This is a genomic window from Desulfofundulus sp. (assembly GCF_049701015.1).
Taxonomy (GTDB): domain Bacteria; phylum Bacillota; class Desulfotomaculia; order Desulfotomaculales; family Desulfovirgulaceae; genus Desulfofundulus.
On sequence record NZ_JBNATZ010000237.1, the window covers coordinates 1 to 3,911 of the forward strand.

The 3,911-nt window shown below is 50.5% G+C and carries 5 protein-coding genes; 4 read left to right on the forward strand and 1 reads right to left on the reverse strand.

What is annotated here, in order from left to right; all coding sequences use genetic code 11:
* Nucleotides 1–89: 89 nt before the first annotated feature.
* Nucleotides 90–1,688, forward strand: coding sequence for a selenocysteine-specific translation elongation factor (selB, locus tag ACPLUI_RS12285; protein ID WP_424660546.1), 1,599 nt, complete (start codon nt 90–92; stop codon nt 1,686–1,688).
* Nucleotides 1,689–1,802: 114 nt separating this feature from the next.
* Here selB and ACPLUI_RS12290 read toward each other — a convergent pair whose 3' ends face one another.
* Nucleotides 1,803–2,036, reverse strand: coding sequence for a DUF1657 domain-containing protein (locus ACPLUI_RS12290; protein ID WP_424660547.1), 234 nt, complete (start codon nt 2,034–2,036; stop codon nt 1,803–1,805).
* A 125-nt stretch (nt 2,037–2,161) separates the two neighbouring features.
* Between ACPLUI_RS12290 and ACPLUI_RS12295 the strand changes: the two genes are divergently transcribed.
* The 3 genes from ACPLUI_RS12295 to ACPLUI_RS12305 are packed head-to-tail and all read left to right on the forward strand — an operon-like array spanning nt 2,162 to nt 3,884.
* Complete coding sequence (locus tag ACPLUI_RS12295; RefSeq protein WP_424660548.1) at nt 2,162–3,289, forward strand: class I SAM-dependent methyltransferase; 1,128 nt, start codon at nt 2,162–2,164, stop codon at nt 3,287–3,289.
* A 5-nt stretch (nt 3,290–3,294) separates the two neighbouring features.
* Nucleotides 3,295–3,681, forward strand: a complete 387-nt coding sequence (locus ACPLUI_RS12300; protein ID WP_424660549.1) for a hypothetical protein — start codon at nt 3,295–3,297, stop codon at nt 3,679–3,681.
* Nucleotides 3,682–3,734: 53 nt separating this feature from the next.
* Nucleotides 3,735–3,884: a hypothetical protein gene (locus ACPLUI_RS12305; protein ID WP_424660550.1), complete on the forward strand. Its 150-nt coding sequence runs from the start codon at nt 3,735–3,737 to the stop codon at nt 3,882–3,884.
* The last annotated feature ends 27 nt before the right edge of the window (nt 3,885–3,911 follow it).

Sequence of the window (3,911 nt, forward strand, 5' to 3'; positions counted from 1 at the left end):
AAGCGCCACTTATTCATCTTACCTTCGCGTCACTATAAGCTAGAGCCGCCGTCGTCATCCAGCTCCTCCAGATAACACGGGGTGTAGTAGTGTTAACCAAAGTGGACCTTGTAGACCGGGAATGGCTTGACCTGGTGCGGGAAGAAGTAGTTGAATTCCTGAAGGGTACTACCCTCGAAGGTGCGCCCGTAGTGGAAGTTTCCAGTGTTACCGGCCAGGGGCTGGACGAACTTTTAGACACCATCGATATGGTAGCTAAGGAGGTAAAGGAAAAACCGGCTACCGGTTTCGTACGCCTGCCTGTTGACCGGGTTTTTTCCATCACCGGTTTTGGCACCGTAGCTACCGGCACCCTGTGGAGTGGAACCCTGCACACCGGTGATGCCCTGGAAATTATGCCCCAAAAAATATCCACCCGGGTGCGCACACTCCAGGTCCACGGACGGAAGGTGGAAGAAGCTCGTGCTGGACAGCGAGTAGCGGTAAACCTGACTGGAGTTGATGTTGAAGAGGTACCCCGTGGTAGTGTTCTGGCCACCCCCGGCAGTCTTACCCCATCCTATCGTCTGGATGTCCGCTTTGTACTTCTGAGAACGGCCAGGCCCCTGAAGAACAGAAGCCGGGTGCGTCTGCATCTGGGTACCTCCGAAATTATGTGCCGGGTGATCCTTCTGGACCGGGATGAACTATCTCCTCAGGAGACAGCCCTCGCCCAGCTGGAACTGGAAGAACCAGCAGTGGCGGTACGGGGTGACCGGTTTGTTGTCCGTTCTTACTCCCCGGTACGCACCATTGGCGGTGGAAAGATCATTGATCCGGTGGCACCAAAACACAGGCGCCTGCGCAGGGAAGTAATTGAAAGCCTCTTAACACGGGAGAAGGGCACACCTGAGGAAGTTCTGGTCCAGCAGCTCAGCAGCCGCCGGACTATCCTTACAGCAGAAGAACTGGTCAAGGTCAGTGGACTGGATGAGAACACGGTAAAGAAGACATTGCACTCCCTGGTTCAAAACAAGCAGGTATACTCCATACCTTTAGAAAACCAGGTTTATTATATCCTCCGGGAAGTTTACCTGGAGTGGGCCCGGAATATCCACTCGATGCTTCAGGAATATCACCGCGACTTCCCGTTACGGGAAGGTTTTCCCAAAGAAGAAATGCGTTCCCGCCTGTTTGCGGGGTTAAATAGCAAGCAATTCCAATCTCTTCTCCAGGTTATGGAAGAGGATGGACTGGTGAAGCTCTATACCCAGGAAGTTGCACTTCCCGAATTCACCCCGAAGCCCAATCCCAAACATGAAAAGCAAATACAGCAGCTACTTGAAATTTACAGGGAGGGGGATTGCCAGCCACCTGCCTGGGGTGAGGCGACCCGCCGGGTAGGGGTGGAAGGTCATACTGCCCAGGAAATCTTGCAGTACCTGCTCAGAAAAGGCATGCTGGTCCGGGTGGCCGATGATCTGTACTTCCACCCGGCCTGTGTAAACAGAGCCAGGCAAATACTGGTTGACTATTTACGGGAAAATGGCGAAATCACAGTAGGGGAAACCCGGGATTTACTTCAAACGTCCCGGAAATATGCACTGCCCCTCTTAGAGTATTTTGACCGGGAAAAAATTACCCGGCGCGTGGAAGATAAGCGAGTCCTCACCCGGGCCGAGAGACAAAAAACCGGCCATAACCGCTAACACGGTTATTCCGACCATTCCTCCTGCCAAAAACTTTCCTTGACTGCGATCAAAAAAGCAGTGAGGACCCGGGGGAGAAACCCGGGCCCTCCTGGACAACCCAGCCGGGGGACATTATTGTTTTTGTTGCTGTTGCTTCGGCTGCATCACTCTATACTGAGGCTCCTGCTGTTCGAGATAATTCACCCGTCCCCGCAGGCCATTACAAATGTTTTCCAACTGCTGCGAATAGCTGGCAAACATCTGTTTGGCCGTTTGATCTTGAGTATCCAGGGAAAAGGTTTTTAAATTGGCAGCTGCAGTTTCTAAAGAGGCCAGGGTTTGATGCATTTTTTCGCCAATAGTCATAGATTTACCTCCTTCAAGAAAAGATCTTTCAAAATACAATTATATTTTGAACATTTTCATGAGCATATATCAGCGGGTAATTATGGAAATCCAAGTTGTAAAAGGTGATAAATTTGAACTCTTTAATGGAAAAAATTGTTTCTTTAATAAAGGCCCGGGGACCTATAACTTTTAGAGATTTTATGGAAATGGCCCTTTATTATCCCGGCCTCGGGTATTATACCGGCCCCGGAGAAAAAATTGGGCCCCGGGGGGATTTCTATACCAGTGCCGATGTGCATCCCCTTTTCGGAGCCATGCTTGCCAGACAGTTTTCCCAGATGTGGGAATACCTTGGACAGCCATCAAACTGGGTGCTGGTAGAATACGGAGCCGGCAAGGGTTATCTAGCCCGTGATATCCTGGATGCAATGGCTGCATCTTTCCGGCCGGCCTGGAAAGGGGTCCGCTATTACATCATTGAAGCCAGTCCGGAAATGACCAGGCGTCAAAAAGAGGTTCTAGCCCCATTTGTCGAAGAAAAAGTATACTGGGCCGATACTCTTTCTGAAATAGGAAATACTGGTTCCATCAACGGAATTATTTTTGGTAACGAACTGGTGGACGCCTTTCCAGTCCACCGGGTTCGCCAGACGGCATCAGGACTCAAGGAAATTTATATCAACTGGAATGATGGCAGACTGGCAGAGCAGGAGGGAGAACTTTCCACCCCACTCCTGGAGGAATACTTTAGCACCCTGGGTATAAACCTTATCCAGGGTCAGATTGCCGAAGTTAACCTGGCTGCCCGTGAGTGGCTGCGGGAAGTAGCAACCATGCTCGGGCGGGGTTTCGTGCTTATTATTGACTACGGTATGGAATCAACCGAGCTCTACCACCCTTCACGCATGGAAGGTACACTGCGCTGTTACCGGAAACATCTTTTAAGCAGCGATCCCTTGAACCACGTGGGACAGCAGGATATTACATCCCATGTCAACTTTTCCGCCCTCATCCACTGGGGAAGGGAAGCAGGCCTGCACCTGGCCGGGTACACCACCCAGATGGATTTTTTGTTGAACCTGGGTATAGTGGATGCCATTCCTCGCTTTGCTCCTGATTACGTTTTTGATGAAAGGACCACACGCACTGTCATGGCTGTTAAAAAATTGATTCTCCCGGAAGGGATGGGAGGGATTTTTAAGGTTTTAGCGCTCTATAAAGGAGTCGAAAAACCGGACTTGCTCGGTTTTTCAAAGAGGAGAAACAGGTGACAACCATGATCAAAAATCTTTTCTTTGCAGCCGGCAAGGGAAAACATCGGGTCGAGCTGCGAGCAACCCTCACAGAGGAGGGCATAATGGTCTCTCTTCTGGGCGGTGAAAAGCCCCATATCGGAGCGGTAGTGTTGAGTATTCCGCGCCCCAGCATGGCAGAACCCGGTCGTGTAAGCTGCACCTCTATTGTGGTCCCCAGACTGGGACACAAGGATGACGAACTGGCAAAACCCCTGGCCGAAGAACTGGCGAAAGCCTGCGACCAGCCTGTGGTTATGGTGGCAGGAGTTCATGTAGAGAAAGCACAGGCGGAAGATATAGACCTTTTAATTAAAAATTCCAATGAAGCTCTCCAACACTTGTTAAAAACTATTACCATTTTTCGTTAGCTTTTTTTTGCACCTCCAGGGAAAAAATATGTTCCAGGAGGTGATAACAAATCATGTCCCGAGAAGATAAAACCACTCGCGAGGCAGAACGCAAAACCGATACTGCCCGGCGCCCGGCTCTGGAAAGCACAGGCACCTGTCCGGTAGAAAACGATGCCTCGGATACTTGTGCCGAATGCGTGAAAGCAGATGACGATCTCTAAAAATAATCGAACGTCGAACGGGGTTCA

What these genes read in the sequence shown, in the direction of transcription:
- ACPLUI_RS12290 (WP_424660547.1), bottom strand. Translation starts at nt 2,036, where the DNA reads ATGACTATTGGCGAAAAAATGCATCAAACCCTGGCCTCTTTAGAAACT.
- ACPLUI_RS12305 (WP_424660550.1), top strand. Translation starts at nt 3,735, where the DNA reads ATGTCCCGAGAAGATAAAACCACTCGCGAGGCAGAACGCAAAACCGAT.
- ACPLUI_RS12300 (WP_424660549.1), top strand. Translation starts at nt 3,295, where the DNA reads ATGATCAAAAATCTTTTCTTTGCAGCCGGCAAGGGAAAACATCGGGTC.
- ACPLUI_RS12295 (WP_424660548.1), top strand. Translation starts at nt 2,162, where the DNA reads ATGGAAAAAATTGTTTCTTTAATAAAGGCCCGGGGACCTATAACTTTT.